Genomic DNA, 17,935 nt, shown 5'->3' with positions numbered 1-17,935 from the left:
GCCGGGACAGATGCGCAGGCGCCTCCGCGGCAGTTCCTCCGGACCTGGCGGCCGGGCGCTGAAATGGACCCATCATGGCCAAAGGTCTCTCACCCTCGCGCACCCTGCCGGCCGCCTCGGCCGATCCGTCCCTGACGCCCAGCGGCGGGATCTTGATCGGCAAGCAAGGCGTGTTCAAGAAACGGCTGCTGAACTTCTGGAGCTGCAAGTCGGAAAAGAAGGCGTGCCTCGCCGCCGCCGAACCCAGTCCGTCCAGGCAGTTCTCGTTCAGGCGAACCAAGGAGGCCTTCCAGAGTTTCCAAAGGACGCTCACGGCGCCGAATCTGGGCACGTTCAAGGCGCTGGAGGCGGACTTCCGCGCGATGGAACTCGCGTACCCGTTCGATGAAGACAGGGCCCTGTCCACGCGGGAGCTCGCCACGCAATACCTGGAACGCCATGCCGGCGACTCCCATCCAGGCAAAGTGCGGCAGCTCAGGCTCGATCAGGCTCGGCGCTACGTGGCCTGGATCGATGCCCGCGTCCTGAAGCATCGCCTGCTGCTTCAGCGAGGGATCGACGACTCCTGTCCCAAGCTGCTGTCCCCCGACCTGGCCGAACGCACCGACGAGCGGCAACGGCACGCGGACTGCATCGTGAAGAAGCTGCCCAATGTCCAGGGGACCTGGGATGGCACCTCCGAGCGGTTTGTGATGCGCGGGGACGGCCGCCGGCTCTATCGCTTCTGCCCCATGCCGACCCGGCAGGCCATCGCGCCGGCCGACGCCGGCCCGCAGCATGCGGTCCTGGCGTCGGTCCTGCACCGGAAGATCGTTGATCAGACCCGCCTGGATCTGCGTTTCCCGTGCGCCACCTCGGCAATCCTCGACGGCGTGCCGGGCGTCCTGGTGGACGACCCGGACCCCTCCCCGCCCGACGCCTGGCTCTCCGAGCTCCCGGCCGCCGAGCTGCAGCGCGCGGTGCTGGCGCAATGGGTGCTGGGGCGGCCCGGCGCGACATGGTCGGACGTGAACTTCGACGAACAGACGCGTCTGCTGCGCCCTCGCCGATTGCTGGACGCCGCGCACGAGCCGCTCGACATCGCGCGCGATGGACTGCGGGGCATGCCGCCCCTGCTGTTCCACCCCGCCACTGGCGAGCCGATCCCCGCCTTGCACCGCCCGCTCGACGCGGTGCTGGGAGGACCGCTGCGCTCCCTCGACCTGCAAGCCCTGGCCAAGGACATGACAACCGCCCGGGACCTGATCGACCTTCGCAACTCGGTCACCGGGGTCACCGCCCGCGCGAACGTCGCTGCTTCCCGCGAGGATGCGGTCCCGCGCCTGCTGGAGCCGCTGCGCGCCTTGCAGACCGCCTTGAGGGCCGACCCGGAGCTGCCGCTGGCCAAGGTGCTGGTCGACGCCGCGGAGGAGCTGTCGCTGTCGCCCCACCAGTGATCGACGGGCAAGGCGGCCGCGCCGGGCACCCCGCTTGCTGGAGGGTCCGCTGCAGCCGGCCGCCGTGAAGCGGCGCATCGATGGAGAACCCGATGAACCACAACATGCCCCCTCGTGCCCGCCGCGTCCGTCGCAATGCGGGCGTCCTGTTCACCAGTTGCCTGCTCGCCGCCCTGGCCGGCGGCGCGGGCGCCACGCTCGCGCTCGAGGCCCAGCCCGCCACGCCGCCCGGCTACGGCCCGAACCCCACGCTGCCCGAGCCTCAGAAGGGCCTGCTGCCCACCATCAACGTCGCCAAGGCGGTGGGCTGGCCGGCCGGCGGCAAACCGCGCGCGGCCGCGGGCCTGGCGGTCGCGCGCTTCGCGGACCAGCTCGATCACCCGCGCTGGCTCTACGTGCTGCCCAACGGCGACGTGCTGGTCGCCGAGACCAACGCGCCGGCGCGCCCCGACGACGGCAAGGGCCCCAAGGCCTGGATCACCAAGCAGTTCCAGAAGAAGGCCGGCGCGACCCCCAGGAGCGCCAACCGCATCACGCTGCTGCGCGACACCGATGGCGACGGCGTCGCCGACCAGCGCTTCGTCTTCGCCGAGGGCCTGAACTCCCCCTTCGGCATGGTGCTGATCGGCAACCAGTTCTACGTCGCCAACACCGACGCCGTCGTGCGCTTCCCGTATGCCACCGGCCAGACCCGGCTCGGCGGCCAGCCGGAAAAGGTGGCCGACCTGCCCGGCGGCTCGATCAACCACCACTGGACCAAGAGCCTGGTCGCGAACGCCGAGGGCACCAAGCTGTATGCCGGCATCGGCTCCAACAGCAACGTCGCCGAGAACGGCATCGAGAACGAACAGCGCCGCGCCGCGATCCTGGAAATCGACCTGCAGAGCGGCGCCACGCGCGTGTTCGCCTCGGGCCTGCGCAATCCGGTGGGCCTGGCCTGGGAACCCACCAGCAAGGCGCTGTGGGTGGCCGTGAACGAGCGCGACGAGCTCGGCGACGACCTGGTGCCCGACTACATCACCTCGGTCCAGGACGGCGGCTTCTACGGCTGGCCCTACAGCTGGTACGGCCGCCACGTCGACGATCGCGTCAAGCCGCAGCGGCCCGAACTGGTCGACAAGGCGCTGATGCCGGATTACGCGGTGGGCGCGCACACGGCCTCGCTGGGCCTGGCGGCCGCGGACGGCAATGCGCTGACGCAGACCTTCGCGCACGGCATGTTCGTCGGCCAGCACGGCTCGTGGAATCGCAAGGTGCCGTCCGGCTACAAGGTCATCTTCGTGCCCTTCGTCGGCGCCAAGCCCAGCGGCATGCCGGTCGACGTGCTGACCGGCTTCCTGAACGCCAAGGGCGATGCCCAGGGCCGGCCGGTCGGCGTCGCGCTCGACCGCCAGGGCGCGCTGCTGGTGGCGGACGACGTTGGCAACGTGATCTGGCGCGTCACCGCGGCGGGCGCCGCGGGACCGAAGGCCGCCTTCCCGGCCGCCGCCGGCGCGGCCAGCACGCCGGCTTCACAGTGAGCCGTAGTGAGCTGCGGGCGCGCGGGCGCGGACATCCGGTCTCAGTGATGCGCCTTCGACGCTGAGCGCTTGGCGGGCACCTTGGCGCCCGCCTTGCGCGCCTTGGACAGGCCGATCGCGACGGCCTGCTTCGGGTTCGTGACCTTCTTGCCGCTGCGGCCGCTCTTGAGCTCGCCGTGCTTTTCCTCGTGCATGGCCTTGTGCACTTCGTCCTGGGCCTTCTTGCCGTATCGCGCGGTCATGGCGTGTCCTTTCATGCAACAGGAAAAAAAGGGGATGCCTGCACGCGGCAACCGGCGTGCCGCGCGGCGGCATCGCGATTGCCATCCCTGGCTGGACGGCTGCGCCCGCAGCCACTCCTCCACGCCAGCCAAGGACATTGCATGGTCACGAAGAAAACCGCTCCCGCTGCCAAGCCCGCTGCCAAAGCCGCCGCCAAGCCCTCCGCCAAGCCCGCGACCGGCCCGTCCAACGAGGGACTCGGCTCCGCGCTGAGCACCTTCGGCGGACCCGCGCGCGCCGAACTCAGCGCCGCCGCCGGCCTGACCGAATCGCAGGTGCGCCTCGCGCGCAAGGCCGGCGGCACCGCGGCGCTCGCGGAATCGATGCCGACCAATCCGCTCAAGGCGGTCGAGCACGGGCGCGACAACGCCATCCACCCGGTGCCCGGCGCCGCCACGGGGCCGTCCGACGAACTCGTCGCCGGCAGCACGGTGAGCGAGGATTTCGCCTCCGACAAGGTCGGCGACGGCCTGCCCGAATCCGGCTACAACGCGACCACCGAATCGCTGGACCGCGTGCGCGTGGACAGCGGCGGACAGCCGCTCACCACCAACCAGGGCGTGCGCGTGGGCGACAACCAGAACTCGCTGAAGGCGGGCCTGCGCGGACCGACGCTGATGGAGGACTTCATCCTCCGCGAGAAGATCACCCACTTCGACCACGAGCGCATCCCGGAGCGCGTGGTGCATGCGCGCGGCTCGGGCGCGCATGGCTACTTCGAGTGCTACGACGCGCTGGATGAGCTGACCATGGCGGCGCCGTTCGCGGCCGCCGGCAAGCGCACGCCGGTGTTCGTGCGCTTCTCCACCGTCGCCGGCGAACGCGGCTCCATCGACACCGCGCGCGACGTGCGCGGCTTCGCGGTCAAGTTCTATACCGACGAGGGCAACTGGGACCTGGTGGGCAACAACATCCCGGTGTTCTTCATCCAGGACGCGATGAAGTTCCCCGACCTGGTCCACGCGCTCAAGCCCGAGCCGCACCACGGCATGCCGCAGGCGGCGAGCGCGCACGACACCTTCTGGGACTTCGTGTCGCTGATGCCGGAGTCCACGCACATGCTGATGTGGGCGATGTCGGACCGGGCGATCCCGCGCAGCTACCGGATGATGCAGGGCTTCGGCGTGCACACCTTCCGCTTCGTCAACGCGCAGGGCGTGGCGCGCTTCGTCAAGTTCCACTGGACGCCCAAGGCCGGCACCCATTCGCTGGTCTGGGAGGAGGCGGTGAAGATCGCCGGCGCCGATCCGGACTTCCATCGCCGTGACCTGTGGGAAGCGATCGAGGGCGGCGTGCTGCCCGAATGGGAGCTCGCGGTGCAGGTCTTCACCGAGGAGCAGGCGCAGGGCTGGTCCTTCGACATCCTCGATCCGACCAAGATCGTGCCGGAGGAACTGGTGCCGCTGCGGCCGGTCGGGCGCATGGTGCTGACGCGCAATCCGGACAACTTCTTCGCCGAGACGGAGCAGGTCGCGTTCTGCACGGCGCACGTCGTTCCCGGCATCGACTTCACCAACGACCCGCTGCTGCAGGGCCGCATCCACTCGTACGTGGACACGCAGATCTCGCGGCTGGGCGGGCCCAACTTCCACGAGATCCCGATCAACTCGCCGGTGGCGCCGGTGCACAACAACCAGCGCGACGGCATGCACCGCCAGGCGCTGAACCGCGGGCGGGTCGCGTACGAGCCGAACTCGCTCGGCGGCGGCTGTCCGTTCCAGGCCGGCGCGAGCGGCTTCGTCTCGTTCCCGCAGCCGGTCAACGGCGAGTCGCTGCGCGGCAAGCCGGAGCGCTTCGCCGAGCACTTCGCGCAGGCGACCCTGTTCTGGAACAGCCAGAGCGAAGCCGAGCAGGCGCACATCGTCAACGCGTTCCGCTTCGAGCTGACGCGGGTGCAGGTGCCGGCGATCCGGCAGCGGATGGTGTCCAACCTGCTGCGGGTGGATGCGGGACTGGCCGCGCGCGTGGCCGAGGGCCTGGGCATGGAGCTGCCGGCCCCGGCGCCGGACCTGCTCGCGCCGACGGCCGTGGGCGCGGCGGTGGAGGGATCGGTGCAGGCGCCGGAGGTGCGGCGCTCCGGCGCGCTGTCGCTGACGGCGCATCCGGGCGACGGCACGCTGCAGGGCCGCAAGGTCGCGCTGCTGGTGCACCAGGGCATCGAGGCCGATGGCCTGCGCGCGGTGCATCAGGCGGTGCTCGAGGCGGGCGGCGTGCCGCGCTTCGTCGGTCACCGGCTGGGCGAGGTGGTGCCGGCGGGCGGCGGCGATCCGATCCAGGTGGAGGTGACGGTCGACACGGCGCCGGGGCCGGTGTGGGACGCGGTGGTGGTGCCGGCGGAGTCCGACGAGATGCCGACGCTGTCCACGTCGACGCTGGCGGTCAACTTCGTCCAGGACATCTACCGCCACTGCAAGCCGATCCTGGTGCTGGGCGCGGAAAGCGCGCTGCTGGAAGCGGCGCGCGCGCCCTCCTCGGCCGACGAGGCCAGCGGCGACGCGATGCTGTTCTTCCAGGGCGCGGCGGGCAACGACGCGATCGCGGCCTTCGTCACCGCGCTGGGCCAGCCGCGGCGCTTCGATCGGGAGAAGGAGCCGGTGTTGCGGTGACGTGGCGTCCGGCCCTCTCGAGGGCCGGACCACTCACGGCAACAAAGTTCCAATTCAACCGGAAATGGAACTTTGTTGCCGTGCCAAGGTCGTCAGCCGACCACCTTGGCGCTCACGCGTCCTGCTGCCGCTCGTACTCCGAGCTCTCCAGGCTGAGCTCGTCGCGCCACTGGCGTTCGAGCTCGTCGCGGCGGCGCCGCAGCGCGCTGGACAGCGCGCGCCAGTCCACCGACGACGCATGCGTGAGCCGCGGCAGGATGCCCTGCTCCACGTCCTTCGCGTGATGCGCGACGTAGCGGCCCAGCACGCCCACCAGCGGCGCGAACTGCGAGTCGTCGGATCGCATGCGCCGCAGCTGCGACATCAGGATGCGCACGACCAGGTGCTCGATCTCCGCCTCGTTGATCAGGCGGCGCTCCACGGCGCCGATCTCCGGACACCTGCGCACCGCCGGATAGAACAGCTCTTCCTCCAGCGTCGCATGCACCGTCAGCAGCGCGCAGGTGCGGCGCACGAGCGCCTCGCAGGACTCGTGTTCACCGCGCTCCCACAGCCGGTCGAACTGGTGGAAGGCATGCTGCGCCCGCTGGTGGTCATCCACCAGCAGCGCCACGACCTCGTCGCGCGCCAGCAGGTCCGCGCGGAAGCCGCTCTGCGGCAGGACCTGGGACCTCATGCCGGCACCCCTTCCTCCGCGCTCTGGCGCGCGGGCGTCGCGTGATCGTCGTGATAGCGGCGCGGTCCGTCGGGATGCACGCCCGGATCGTCCGGATGCTCGTGCGGCGCCTGCTCCGGCCCGGGCGCGGGCGGCTCGGCGGGACGCTCGCGTCCGGCGTCGGACTCCTTCTCCGAGCCCTGCTCCCGCTTCGGCGCTCCGCCCGCGGCGATCAGCACGGCTGGCGGACGTTCCCGCTCAAACGGGGCGCTGACGTGCGGCAACTGCAGGCTCGCCGCATCGGCGCGCCGGACCCGTTGCCAGGGCGTGTCGAAAGCCTTGTCCTTCATGGGCCTCTCCTTGATGCGGCTGCGGGCAATCGGGATGCCCCCGCCCCGCGGTGGCCACGAACGGCCTAGATCGCGCCGACGCTGCCGGTCACCGGCAGCACGATCCCGGTCACGTAGCCCGAGCACACCGGCGAGGCCAGGAACACATAGGCCGGTGACAGCTCCTCGGGCTGGGCGGCGCGCTTCATGTCGCTCTTCGCGCCGAATTCGGGGACCTTGTCGGCCGGCGCATCGGCCGGATTGAGCGGCGTCCACACCGGTCCCGGCGCGACCGCATTCACGCGGATGCCCTTGGGCAGCAGGTTCTGCGCCAGCGACTTGGTGAAGGCGTGGATCGCGCCCTTGGTGGAGGCGTAGTCCAGCAGCGTGGCGCTGCCCTGCAGCCCCACCACCGAGCCGGTGTTGATGATGCTGGCGCCCTTCTTCAGATGCGGCAGCGCGGCCTGCGCCATGTGGAAGTAGCCGAAGATGTTGGTGCGGAAGGTCAGCTCCAGCCGCTCCTCGGTGATGTCGGCCAGACCCTGCGCGTGCTCCTGGAACGCGGCGTTGTTCACCAGCACGTCCAGGCGCCCGAAGCGCTGCACGACCTTCTGCACCGCTTGCAGACAGAACTCCCGGTCCTGCACGTCGCCCTTGATCAGCTCGCATCGACGGCCCTCCGCCTCGACGTGGCTGGCGGTCTTGCGCGCGTCCTCGTCCTCATCGAGGTAGACGATGGCGACGTCGGCGCCCTCGCGCGCGAACAGCACCGCCACCGCGCGTCCGATGCCGGAATCGCCGCCGGTGACGATCGCGGTCAGGCCCTCGAGCTTGCCGCTGCCTCGGTAGTCCGGCGCGAGGAAGCGCGGCGCGGTCGCGAGATCGCCCTCTTCACCGGGCTTGTCCAGGTGCTGTGCCGGAAAGCGGCCCGGCTCCTCGCGCGGGCCGGCCTGTACCGGCTCGTCCTTCGCGGACTTCCTGCCGGCCTGCTTCGCGGCCCTCTCCTGGTCCTTGACGTCCTGCTGGTGCTGGACGTGCTGCTGTTTCTCCACGGTGTCCTTCGCGGTCTTCGTCGTCATGGGGTACTCCTTCGGAACGGTCATCGATGCCGGGAATCGGCAAGCGCCGGACCAAGCTGTACTTCCACCGCCGCGGGCCCTCACCCCCAACCCTCTCCCGCAAGCGGGCGAGGGGGCAAGAGCCGGACGTCGTAGTAAACCCCCTCGCCCCTGCGGGGAGAGGGAGGGGAGAGGGGGCTCGTGGCACAGCGCTGCTGCCCTTCGAAGCACCCCCTCTCCCCTGCCCTCTCCCCCCTCGCGGGGGGCGAGGGAGTTGGTAAGCAGCAGCGCTTGGCACGGTTGCTCTCCCGCAAGCGGGCGAGGGAGTAATGCCGGCGCCACTCTTCGCACACCCTCTCCCCGCTGGCGACTAGCGCCATTCCTCGCACACCCTCTCCCCGCTAGCGACTGGCGCCACTCTTCGCACACCCTCTCCCCGCTGGCGGGGAGAGGGAGGGGTGAGGGGCCGTCACATTGCGGCGAAGCCGCCACTTGAAAGCCGGGCGCGCCGCTTGCAGGCGGTGGGGCGACACAAGGACCGCCCATGACGCCATTCGCCCCGCCGCTCCACGCCCACACGGTGCCGCCGAGCCCGCCGCATCCGAACGAAGTGCCCTACGTTCCACCGCCGCCGCATGGCCCCACGCCGGGGCCCGATACCGATCCCCCGGACGTCATCGACCCCCCGATCCCTGGCGAGAACCCCATTCCGGTGCGCGAACCGCCCTACATGCCGCCGCCCACCGCGATGAACTGAGGGCGCGTCCAGGCACGGCACGGCGATTGCCTCTCTGGAGGGCTGTTTCCCTCTGTCACAGGAGTCGCCTTTGAATGCATTGCTGCTCCCGGCCCTGCGCCGGGCGTGCGCCGACGGCGTGTTGGCCAGCCTGTTCTCGGGTCTGGCGCTGTTGCGCGGCAGCGGGTCCGATCAGGCCCATCTGGTCGGCCGTTCCGAGTACCGCGTCGGCCGTCCGCCGCTGAAATCCTCCGCGGCCGACATCGCGCTGCACGCCGCCACCAGCCTGGTGTGGGGCGCCCTCTACGACCGGCTGCGCGCCCTGCGCGATCGTCCCACCCCCGCCAACGCGGTCACCGACGCGCTGCTGCTGACCGCCGTGGCGGTCGGCGTCGATCGCGTCGTCACGCCCAGCGTGCTGACGCCGGGCGCCGACCGGCGCGCCACCGCCTCGGGCACGCGTCCGCCCTCGGCGATGAGCCTGCTGATGGTCTACGGCGGCTTCGCGGCCGGCCTGGCGCTCGGCGGCCTGCACGCGCTGCGGGGACGTCCTCGCGTGGCCGCGGACCCCGGCGGCATCGACGGCATCGATGACGACGACGAGGACTTCAGCGTCCTGGCAGACCCTGCGCCCCGACGCGCGGGCAGCCGCGCATGAAGTCGCTGCATCTTCAGATCCGCTTCCTGGTTCCGCTGCTGATCACGCTGACCGTGGCCGCGCTGCTGGCGCTGCCGCTGCTGGACCGGATGACACTGCGCTGGTTCTCGCGCGACCTGAGCGCGCGCGGCGAAATGGTGGCCAAGACGCTCTCCGTCGCGATCACCGACATCGATCCCACCGCCCAGCGCGACCGCCTGCGCAACCTGCTCGAGCGCGGCGTGCTCGACGAGCGCCTGGTCGGCATCGCGATGTGCGCGGCCGACGGCACGCAGGTGCTCAGCACCAAGGGCTTCCCCGACACGCTGAGCTGCAAGGAGGCCGAGGTCACCGCCACGCGCAAGGACCCGCGGCTGGAACTGGCCAGCGGCGCGGTGCACGTGGGCGTGTTCCCGGTCAACCCGCAGCAGGCCGATTCCGACCGCCTGGTGCTGCTGCACGACCTCAGCCTGCCCGATCGCCGCAGCCTGGACACGCGGCGCTACATGATCATCTTCATCACGGTGCTGGGCCTGGCGGTCGCGGGCATCACGATGATCGTCGCGCAGCTGAGCTGGCGCGGCTGGGTCTCCGGCATGCGCGCGATCCTGCGCGGCGAGGGCCTCGTGCGGCCGCTGCTGGGCGGCGCCACCGAGCGCGGCGGCCCGCAGACCGCGCCGCCGGAGCTGCAGCCGCTGGAGGTGGAAATCCGCCAGCACATCCGCGAACTGGAGGACAACCTCTACCGCGAGCACGGTCCGCTGACGCCCTGGGACCCCGACCGCCTGCGCGGGCTGCTGCGCACGCAGCTGCGCGGGGATCAGGTGATCGTGGTCTCCAACCGCGAGCCCTACATCCATCAGCGCGGGCCCAACGGCATCACCGTCAGCCGCCCGGCGAGCGGCCTGGTCACCGCCGTGGAGCCGGTGATGCGGGCCTGCTCCGGCACCTGGATCGCGCATGGCAGCGGCACCGCGGACCAGGACGTGGTCGACGCGCAGGACCGCGTCGCCGTGCCGCCCGACACGCAGGAATACGTGCTGCGCCGCATCTGGCTCACCGAAGAGGAAGAGCGCGGCTACTACCAGGGCTTCGCCAACGAAGGACTCTGGCCGCTGTGCCACGTCGCGCACGTGCGGCCGGTGTTCCGCGAATCGGACTGGGCGCAGTACCGCGCGGTCAACCAGCGCTTCGCCGACGCCGTCGTGGCCGAGGCGCGCGGCGACGACCCCGTGGTGCTGGTGCAGGACTACCACTTCGCGCTGCTGCCGGCGATGGTGCGCGAGAAGCTGCCCAAGGCGACCATCATCACCTTCTGGCACATCCCCTGGCCCAACCCGGAGTCCTTCGGCATCTGCCCGTGGCGGCGCGAGCTGCTGCAAGGGATGCTGGGCAGCACCATCCTGGGCTTCCACACGCGCTTCCACTGCAAGAACTTCACCGAGACGGTGGACCGCTACCTGGAGGCCCGCATCGAGCACGAGCACTCGACCATCAGCTACCAGGGCGAGCCGACGCTGGTGCAGAGCTATCCGATCTCGATCGCCTGGCCCACCGACGAGGAGCGCGCCGGCTGGCCCTCCCCGGCCGACGCGCGCGCCGCGGTGTTCGAGCGGCTGGGCCTGGCGCCCGACACGGTGATGGCCGTGGGCGTGGACCGCTTCGACTACACCAAGGGCATCCTCGAGCGCTTGCACGCGGTGGAGCGGCTGCTCGAGAAGTACCCGCAGTGGCAGGGCCGCTTCGTGCTGGTCCAGGTGGCGGCGCCCACGCGCAGCGCGCTCGAGGAGTACCGCGAGTTCCAGGACCGCATCCACCGGGTCACCGAGCGCATCAACCTGCGCTTCGGCGAGGCCGGCTACAAGCCGGTGCTGCTGCTGGCCGAGCACCACGACCACTCGGCGCTGATGGAGCTCTATCGCGCCGCGCACATGTGCGTGGTGACCAGCCTGCACGACGGCATGAACCTGGTGTGCAAGGAGTTCATCGCGGCGCGCGACGACGACCAGGGCGTGCTGATCCTGAGCCGCTTCGCCGGCGCGGCGCGCGAGCTGCCCGAGGCGCTGGTGATCAATCCGTACCACGTCGAGGAGACCACCGATGCGCTGCATCGCGCCGCGACGATGCCGGCGCAGGAACAGCGCGAGCGCATGGCCAGCCTGCGCATGACGGTGCGCGAGTTCAACGTCTACCGCTGGGCCGGCCGCATGCTGGCCGACGCGGGCCAATGGCGGCTGCGCGAGCGCATCACGCGGCGCGTGCAGCGGCGCGCGCGCGAATCGGGCGAGGAGGCGCTGTCGCCATGATGCCGACCCGCTACCTGCTCGACGCCGAGGGCCGCGCGGCACTCGGCGATCTGATGAAGCGCCGGCCGCTGCTGGGCTTCGACTTCGACGGCACCCTCGCCCCCATCGTCATGCACCCGGACGAGGCGCGGATTCCGGAGCCCACGGCACGCCTGCTGGAGCGGCTCGCCGCGCGGCTGCCGGTGGCCGTGGTGAGTGGCCGCCAGGTCCTGGACGTGCGGCACCGGCTCGGCTTCAAGCCGACGCACATCGTCGGCAACCATGGCGCGGAGGATGAGTTCGACGGGCCCGATCCGCGCGTGGTGGCGGCGCTCGCGCCCTTTCGCCGCGAGGCGCGGCGGCTCGAGCCGATGCTGAACGAAGCGGGCGCGACCATCGAGGACAAGGGGGCCTCGATCGCGATCCACTACCGCATGGCGCCCAACCCGGTGATCGCCCGCGAGGCGATCGCCGAGCTGATGCGGGATCTGCCGCCTGGCGTCGAGGCCGAGAACGGCAAGCGCGTCGTCAACGTGCTGGTGACCGACGCGCCGCACAAAGGCGACGCGCTGACGCGGCTCGCACGGCGCTACGGCACCGATGCCGGCTTCTTCATCGGCGACGACACCAACGACGAGCCGGCCTTCGAGCAGGTCGGCGGCAGCTGGGTCACCGTGCGCGTCGGGCCTCGGCTCGACCACAGCCACGCGCGCTACTTCCTCAACGAGCAGGCCGAGATCGACGAGGTGCTGCGGCTGATGCTGGACGCGATCGGCTGAGCCGCGGCAAGCATCGGATGCGGGGACAGGAGACCCGGAGACGGGGTCAGGGCGCCGGCGACGGCGGCAGCGACGGCTTGACCACCGGCGCCGCCGGCGCGGGCAGGTCCTCGACGAGCGCGCGCACGCGCGGCAGCGACTGCGGGTGGGTCTTCTGCAGCCAGGCGATCAGGCCCTCGCGCAGCTCGCATCGCAGGTCGAAGGCCTTGCCCGAGTCCTTCGCGCTGACCAGCACGCGGATCTGCATCGTGCGCTCGGTGGTCTCGACCACCTGCACGCCGCACACGCGTCCGTCCCAATGCGCCGAGGCCTTGCACATCGCCGCCGCCTTCTCGCGCAGCTCCGACACCGGCAGCGTGAAGTCCACCCACAGCATCACCGTGCCCAGGATGCTCGCGCTGGTGCGCGTCCAGTTCTGGAACGGGTTCTCGATGAACCACTGAAGCGGGATCACCAGGCGGCGCTCGTCCCAGATCTTCAGCACGACGTAGGTGGAGGTGATCTCCTCCACCCGGCCCCACTCGCCCTGGATGATGAGCACGTCGTCAAGCCGGATCGGCTGCGCCATCGCGATCTGCAGGCCGGCCAGCAGGTTGCCGAACACCGAGCGCGCCGCCAGGCCGAACACCAGCCCGGCGATGCCCGCCGAGGCCAGCAGGCTCGCGCCCACCTGCTTGGCGCGCGGAAAGGTCATCAGCACGAAGGCCAGCGCCGTGAGCAACACCGCGCCCTTGGCGATGCGCGCGAGCACCCGGGTCTGCGTCTGGATGCGGCGCGCCTGGAGGTTGTCCTCCACGTCCACGCGGTGCATCGCGGTGACGCCGTTGGCCACGCCGGTGATCGCGCCGCTCGCCACCGCGCCGATCGCCACGATCGTCAGCACGCCCAGCAGGTGCTGGACGCCGTTGATCCCGGGCACCGTGTCGGGCACGCCTTGCGTGGCGATCAGCAGCCCGGCGAGCGGCATCGCCCATCGCGCCGGGTTCGTGCAGCGCTGCACGACCGAGGTCAGCACGGACGAGAAGCGCGTCAGGCGCAGCGCGATGGGCTTGAGCACCGCATGCAGCAGCAGCGCGCCCGCGACGATGACCAGGCCGCCCAGCAACAGCTGACCCCAGAGCATGAGGTCGGCGTCGAGCAGCGTGAATCGGGATTGCCAGGCGTTCATGGCGGGCGGTGCGGCAAGCGCCGTTCCGGCGCCTGACGGCGCCCGCCGCCTCAGCGCTCCCGCAAGGGGCCGGGCGACGGCGGCGGCGTGCTGCCGTCCGCCGAGTGCTCCGGCTCGTCGAAGCCCGGCGCCTCCAGCATCACCATCTCCACGGCATCCGGCACCTGCCTGGCTCGTGGCGCCTGCATGGCCCGCCGGCCAGCCGGACACCCGCTGTCGAGCAGTTGTCCCAGTCGCTCCCGGTAGCCCGACGGTCTGTCGAGCTCGTCGACGTCAAGCGCATCCAGCTTGACGAGGCACGGTCCCAACTGCGCCGCCGGCACCTGCCGGCGCGCCCGGGCGACGGCTGCCTCGTACTCAGCCAGGGCGCCATGCGTGCGCGGCGTCATCGGGGATCCCGCCTCGGAGAGCAGTTGCGTCAGCCGGGCTGCCGCGCTCAGACTGGCGTCCAGCCGGAGCTGCGCCTGCTCGAGCTGCTCCCGCGTGCGCTGGCCTGTCCAGGCTCGCCAGACCTGCTCCGTGTCCATCGTTTCCGGCAACCCAAGGCCGCGGCTCGCCTGCATGAGGCCCTCGACCAGACGGTCGCGGCGAGGCATGAGGGGCTCATGCGTCGCGACGCGGGATGCGTCGATGTCCTTCAGGACGTCGATCAGTTGCGCATGCTTGCTCAGGATGCGCATCTGGAACGCTCGCAGGTCCGCGGTGAGGATGGCCTGCTGAATCTGCGCGGCGCGTGTCTCCGACGCGTCGAGGCCTGTCGCGCCAGTGGCCGACGGGGAGGCGCTCGATGGCGCGGTGGGTCTGAAGGTCATGAATGTCGTTTCAATCGAAGTCCGAGGCGCCATCAGTGGGCGCCGACAGGCCTTCGGATTGCCTGGAATCGGACATGACCACGAACAAGGATTCCGCCATGGCCACCAGCCACGACGACAAGACCGGCACGCGGACCGGCGATGCCGCTCCGCGGCGCATGCTCGACAAGGCGCCCGTCGCGCCGGGGACCGCGCATGCGGACGAACGCACCGCAGACGCCGATGCCCAGCTGCCGCACGAGCGCGACCAGAGCGTCGGCGGCGACTCGACGGGAAGTCTCGGCACCGGCGCCGCGGGCGACCGGCAGCGCGAGGTGATGGGCCAGGCCGGCAAGGACCTCAGGCAGGGCCAGGTCGACACCGAGATGCGGGCCACGCCCGGGTTGGACGCGCAGCAGCGCGATCAACTCGTCAAGGAGGACGCGACCAAAGGCGGTCCGGCCCCGAAGGAGACCGGCCGCCGTTGACCCGGGTGATCATCCCGGTGATCCCGAGGCGCCGCCGGCTGGCGGCGCTCAGCTGTGCTGGCGGCGCCGCTCCACCGCGTCGATACGCAGCATCTGGCGGTACTTGGTGACGGTGCGCCGCGCGACCACCAGGCCCTGACGCGCGAGCTGGCGCGTGATCTCGGCGTCGGACAGCGGATTGTCCGGACGCTCGGCTTCGATGATGTCCTTGATCAGCCCGCGGATCGCCGTGCCCGAGCACGCACTGCCGTTGCTGCTCACGATCGCGCGCGAGAAGAAGTACTTCAGCTCGTACACGCCGGTCGGCGTCGCGAGGTACTTGTTGTTCGTCACGCGCGACACCGTCGACTCATGGATGCCGACCTCGTCGGCGATCTCCTTCAGGCCCAGCGGCTTCATCGCCATCGCGCCGAACTCCAGGAAGTGGCGCTGCCGGCGCACGATCGCGCTGGCCACGTCCAGGATGGTCGAGAAGCGCTGCTCGATGTTGCGCATGGTCCAGCGCGCCTCCTGCAGATGGTTCGCCATCTCGGCATGCCCCTGCTGACGGTGGCGCTGGAACAGCTCGGCATAGACCTGGTTCATCCGCACCTTGGGGATCACCGCCGGATTCAGCTGCACCCGCCACTGTCCGCGCACCTTGGTCGTCAGCACGTCCGGCACGATGTACGCGGCCTGCGTGGTCTCGTAGCGCCAGCCCGGCCGCGGATCGAAGCGGCGCAGCTTCAGGCAGACCGCCTCCGCTTCCGCCACGCTGACATCCAGCAGTTGCGCCAGCGCCGGGATGTCGCGCGAGGCCAGCAGGTTCAGATGCTGCGTGATGATGCGCTCGGCCAGCATGCGGCTGCGCGGTTCCTCGATCTTGGGCAGCTGCAGCAGCAGGCATTCGGCGACGCTGCGCGCGCCCACGCCCAGCGGGTCCAGCGCCTGCACGCGCTTGAGCGCGATCTGCATCTCCTCGATGGCCACCGGCGGCTGCATCTGCGCCACCGCCGCCAGCTCCTCGAGCGAGCTGCGCAGATAGCCGTCGTCATCGACCGACTCGGCCACGATCGTCGCCAGCACCAGGTCGCGCGGCGAGAGCCGCAGCACGTTGAGCTGGCTGCGCAGATGCTCGCGCAGGCAGGTCTGGGCCGCGGTCATCTCCAGCGCGCTGAGCTCGCCGTCATCGGCGCGCCGCATTGAACCGGAACTCTCGGCGCGCCAGATCTCGCGGTCGTCGGGCAGCGGCTCGGGCGTCTCCGACATCACCGGCGACGGCGCCACCGGGACGTCGGCGTCCAGCGGCAGCGAGTCGTCACCGCTCTCGGTCACCTCCAGGAACGGATTGCGTCCCAGCATGTCGGTGACCATGGTTGAAAAGTCCAACGAGGACATCTGCAGCAGCCGCACGGCGTGCTGGAGGCGGGGCGACAGCGTCTGCGTCTGTTTGTGCTCGTGCCTGAGTTCCATTGCTCCCACTTGCGAGACTCCTGTGCGAAAGGGTTTGAAACCGCCTGCAACCGATTCCGGCGTTTCCGCGCAAGAAGGAACAAGTTGTAGGCAGTGCCGGTGGTCGGCCTGATGGAACCCATAGCGCAAGGACCATGCCACCGCCGCCGCGCGGTTTCACATCGCGGACGCGGCGTCATTCGGCATGCCCGCCCATGTCCCGCAAACCCTTTAGGCACGGGGCCTGCCGGCGTTTCGTCCACCCATGCGACGACGCGGTCGCGCGGACCGCGCCATCGCCGCCTCCGGACGGACCCTCGGTCCCGCGCGGGCGCGGCGCGGCAAGGCTTTCCGCACCATTTACCGATCGGGCCCGCCGATTGCCCTCCCCGCCAGACGTAACGCCTCGTACCCACGTCCGCAACGCGGTTGGCCCGGCGCTTGCTTGGAATGGCTCGTCCCGATCCCGTGACGTCATCCTTACCATCTTGCGTTCCGCCGCCCTGCCCCCGATCGCGATGCGCCGCTGGGCGACGCGCGGCCTCCTGTTGATCGCGCTGGTCTTCCTGCTCAAGGAAGCCAGCGCGATCGTGCTGCCGGTGCTGGTCGCGCTGATCCTGACCTTCGTGCTCGCGCCGGTGGTGCGGACCATGCGCCATCACGGCATTCCGGAAGCGGTGAGCGCCGCGATGCTGGTGACGACGCTGGTCGGCTGCACGGTGCTGAGCGTGGCGCTGCTCGCGGAGCCCGTGGCGGACTGGTGGCAGCGCGCGCCGGTGGCGGTGTCGCAGGCGCTCAACCGGGTCGACCGCTGGCGCGCGTCCATCCCCGGCTTCGGCCCGCCGGTGGAGCGGCGCGCCAGCGGCCGCGCGCCGGCCCCGCCCGCCGACCCGCTGCGCGAGCGGCTCGCCAGCGAAGGCGTCGCGCTGACCGCGCAGGTGGTCGGGACCAGCCTGAAGTTCCTGATCTCGGCCGCCGCCACCACCATCCTGCTGTACTTCCTGCTCGCGTCCGAGCACTGGGTGCTGTCGCGCTGCATCGAGCTGCTGCCGCACCGGCCCCGCCTGCGCGCGATGGTGCTGGGCGGGTTGCGGGCGGCGCAGCGGGACATCTCGCGCTATGTGGTCTCGGCCTGCGCGATCAACCTGGGCGTCGCCCTGGTCGTGGCCGGCACGATGTGGTGGGTGGACCTGCCCAATCCCGGCCTGTGGGGCGCGCTCGCGGGCCTGCTGAACTTCGTCCCCTACCTCGGCCCGCTGATCCTCTCGGGGCTGCTGCTGGCCGCGTCGCTGGCCTCGTCGCTCGGCGACGCGGGCTTCGCGGCGCTGGCCGCGCCGGTGGTGGCCTACCTGTGCATCCACGCGGTCGAGTCCAACTTCGTGACGCCCATGGTCATCGGCAGGCGGCTGTCGATGAATCCGCTCTCGGTGCTGCTGTCGGTGATGTTCTGGGGCTGGCTCTGGGGCGTCGCGGGGGCCGTGCTCGCGGTGCCGCTGCTGATCTGCCTGCGCAGCATCAGCCAGCGCAACCGCCACATGCGGCCCGTGGCCGTCTACCTGCGCGGCAGCGACCGTCCCTGCGCGCCGCTGAACACGCTGCTGCGGCCCGCGGCCGCGCCCTTCTCCGCCCACAGTGCCAACCATGCCGACACCGCCGTCCCGCCCGGCCGTCCCGATCCCCTTGAACAGCACCGCCCATAATCTGCCGCCCCGGCGCCTCGGCGCGCGGGCACTG

Annotated in this window: 16 protein-coding genes; 9 read left to right on the top strand and 7 right to left on the bottom strand. The window is 70.9% G+C overall.

From position 1 onward, the window contains the following. Positions 1-74 precede the first annotated feature (74 nt). On the top strand, positions 75-1,436 hold the full coding sequence (locus ACEN96_RS14715) for a hypothetical protein (RefSeq protein ID WP_495583836.1): 1,362 nt from the start codon (positions 75-77) through the stop codon (positions 1,434-1,436). A 104-nt stretch (positions 1,437-1,540) separates the two neighbouring features. Then, positions 1,541-2,956, top strand: a complete 1,416-nt coding sequence (locus ACEN96_RS14710; protein ID WP_495588615.1) for a PQQ-dependent sugar dehydrogenase — start codon at positions 1,541-1,543, stop codon at positions 2,954-2,956. 41 nt (positions 2,957-2,997) lie between these two features. Here the strand turns inward: ACEN96_RS14710 and ACEN96_RS14705 are convergent, their stop codons facing one another. Next, complete coding sequence (locus ACEN96_RS14705; RefSeq protein WP_495583835.1) at positions 2,998-3,198, bottom strand: DUF6496 domain-containing protein; 201 nt, start codon at positions 3,196-3,198, stop codon at positions 2,998-3,000. A 141-nt stretch (positions 3,199-3,339) separates the two neighbouring features. Here ACEN96_RS14705 and ACEN96_RS14700 point away from each other — a divergent pair, with 141 nt between their 5' ends. After that, a complete protein-coding gene (locus ACEN96_RS14700; RefSeq protein WP_495583834.1) occupies positions 3,340-5,844 on the top strand; it encodes a catalase in 2,505 nt (834 codons plus the stop codon). A gap of 112 nt (positions 5,845-5,956) precedes the next feature. On the opposite strand, the gene ACEN96_RS14695 is transcribed toward ACEN96_RS14700, so the two are convergent. The 3 genes from ACEN96_RS14695 to ACEN96_RS14685 all read right to left on the bottom strand — a co-directional run bounded on the left by ACEN96_RS14695 (position 5,957) and on the right by ACEN96_RS14685 (position 7,907). Then, the gene (locus ACEN96_RS14695) at positions 5,957-6,520 is read right to left on the bottom strand and encodes a hemerythrin domain-containing protein (RefSeq protein ID WP_495583833.1); all 564 of its coding nucleotides are present in this window, start codon (positions 6,518-6,520) and stop codon (positions 5,957-5,959) included. Beyond that, positions 6,517-6,849, bottom strand: a complete 333-nt coding sequence (locus tag ACEN96_RS14690; RefSeq protein ID WP_495583832.1) for a hypothetical protein — start codon at positions 6,847-6,849, stop codon at positions 6,517-6,519. The genes ACEN96_RS14695 and ACEN96_RS14690 overlap by 4 nt, the downstream gene beginning before the upstream one ends. Positions 6,850-6,914: 65 nt before the next feature. After that, the gene (locus ACEN96_RS14685) at positions 6,915-7,907 is read right to left on the bottom strand and encodes an SDR family oxidoreductase (protein ID WP_495583831.1); all 993 of its coding nucleotides are present in this window, start codon (positions 7,905-7,907) and stop codon (positions 6,915-6,917) included. A gap of 523 nt (positions 7,908-8,430) precedes the next feature. Between ACEN96_RS14685 and ACEN96_RS14680 the strand changes: the two genes are divergently transcribed. The 4 genes from ACEN96_RS14680 (at position 8,431) to otsB (ending at position 12,323) form a co-directional block, all read left to right on the top strand. Next, complete coding sequence (locus tag ACEN96_RS14680; RefSeq protein ID WP_495583830.1) at positions 8,431-8,643, top strand: hypothetical protein; 213 nt, start codon at positions 8,431-8,433, stop codon at positions 8,641-8,643. Positions 8,644-8,713: 70 nt separating this feature from the next. After that, the gene (locus ACEN96_RS14675; protein ID WP_495583829.1) at positions 8,714-9,280 is read left to right on the top strand and encodes a hypothetical protein; all 567 of its coding nucleotides are present in this window, start codon (positions 8,714-8,716) and stop codon (positions 9,278-9,280) included. Then, positions 9,277-11,565 (top strand): alpha,alpha-trehalose-phosphate synthase (UDP-forming), encoded by a 2,289-nt coding sequence (locus ACEN96_RS14670; RefSeq protein ID WP_495583828.1) that lies wholly within the window; start codon positions 9,277-9,279, stop codon positions 11,563-11,565. Before ACEN96_RS14675 ends, ACEN96_RS14670 begins: the two co-directional genes overlap by 4 nt. Next, positions 11,562-12,323 carry a trehalose-phosphatase gene (gene otsB, locus ACEN96_RS14665; RefSeq protein ID WP_495583827.1) on the top strand — a complete coding sequence of 254 codons (762 nt, stop codon included), beginning with the start codon at positions 11,562-11,564 and terminating at the stop codon, positions 12,321-12,323. Before ACEN96_RS14670 ends, otsB begins: the two co-directional genes overlap by 4 nt. 46 nt (positions 12,324-12,369) lie before the next feature. Here the strand turns inward: otsB and ACEN96_RS14660 are convergent, their stop codons facing one another. Beyond that, a complete protein-coding gene (locus tag ACEN96_RS14660; RefSeq protein WP_495583826.1) occupies positions 12,370-13,491 on the bottom strand; it encodes a mechanosensitive ion channel family protein in 1,122 nt (373 codons plus the stop codon). A gap of 50 nt (positions 13,492-13,541) precedes the next feature. Beyond that, positions 13,542-14,303, bottom strand: coding sequence for a hypothetical protein (locus tag ACEN96_RS14655; protein WP_495583825.1), 762 nt, complete (start codon positions 14,301-14,303; stop codon positions 13,542-13,544). A 74-nt stretch (positions 14,304-14,377) separates the two neighbouring features. On the opposite strand from ACEN96_RS14655, the gene ACEN96_RS14650 reads away from it, so the two are divergent. Further along, positions 14,378-14,770: a hypothetical protein gene (locus ACEN96_RS14650; RefSeq protein WP_495583824.1), complete on the top strand. Its 393-nt coding sequence runs from the start codon at positions 14,378-14,380 to the stop codon at positions 14,768-14,770. Between the two features lie 48 nt (positions 14,771-14,818). Here the strand turns inward: ACEN96_RS14650 and rpoN are convergent, their stop codons facing one another. Next, entirely contained in the window at positions 14,819-16,222 is a 1,404-nt protein-coding gene (gene rpoN / locus ACEN96_RS14645; protein WP_495583823.1) for an RNA polymerase factor sigma-54, read from the bottom strand. A gap of 467 nt (positions 16,223-16,689) precedes the next feature. Between rpoN and ACEN96_RS14640 the strand changes: the two genes are divergently transcribed. Next, positions 16,690-17,901, top strand: coding sequence for an AI-2E family transporter (locus tag ACEN96_RS14640; protein WP_495583822.1), 1,212 nt, complete (start codon positions 16,690-16,692; stop codon positions 17,899-17,901). Positions 17,902-17,935 lie beyond the last annotated feature (34 nt).

The sequence above is a fragment of the Roseateles sp. Mitsp63 genome, assembly GCF_059491535.1.
This window is presented reverse-complemented; position numbering and strand designations above follow the sequence as displayed.